The organism is Marinobacterium profundum (assembly GCF_001528745.1).
GTDB lineage: Bacteria > Pseudomonadota > Gammaproteobacteria > Pseudomonadales > Balneatricaceae > Marinobacterium_A > Marinobacterium_A profundum.
In genome coordinates this window covers 1-714 of sequence record NZ_BCNS01000056.1, presented here as the reverse complement: position 1 = coordinate 714, position 714 = coordinate 1, and the positions used below count along the sequence as shown (strand labels likewise).

Annotated in this window: 1 protein-coding gene; it reads right to left on the bottom strand. The window is 50.4% G+C overall.

What is annotated here, in order from left to right:
• Window positions 1–490 precede the first annotated feature (490 nt).
• On the bottom strand, window positions 491–714 hold a 224-nt coding region (locus MPRO_RS26135; protein ID WP_216821221.1), incomplete at its 5' end, for a hypothetical protein.

The following is a 714-nucleotide window of genomic DNA, read 5'->3' as shown; positions in this document are numbered from 1 at the left end:
ACCTCAGTGCTCGCCGGCTTCATAAGGGGGAATAAGAGCCGCTCTGATGTTTCGGTGGCAGTAGGCAACTCGAGCATTTTCATCTTACCTCGACCCATATCAGGCCGCCTCGAAGTAAGGAAGCACTCAAAATAACCTCGATCAACAGACAAGTGTTTCGTGAAAGTGCTCTAGATCGCGCCCCCTGGGGGCTTCAGAATACTCGTTCTGAAGCCATTCTGCAGTGCAGAACGGTACAGGCAATCCCCTGAGGACAGCGTCACGCTCGCAGCGCGTTTTGCACTGCGCCTCGGTGGCTTAGCCCTGTATGAACTCGAACAGGCTGTAGCCCATTTGAAACTGAACCTTGTTCTTCGCCATGATCGTGCCTCCATGGGTACTGTATGTATGAGCATTATGTTCATACATACAGCGTGACTATGGCTGACGGACATGGGTAGTCAGGTCATTTTTTGTTTCAATCTATAAAAATTGATTTTTTGATCTACATTTAAAAAATGTAAGGGAGTCTCTGGATGTGTCTCCCTGATTGCTGCTTTTTCATCATGGTTTTGGCGCGGGTTGCGGGTGGCGTTGTATGCCTGCGCTGATCGGCTCCAAGCATGGGATGGAAAAATAGCGTATCGCAAGATGCGGCTGGTACGAAATGCGCCGATTTACATGTCGGCGCCAGTTGCACAATCGTCAGCTGAGCAGTGGAAGCCAGGCTGGGTG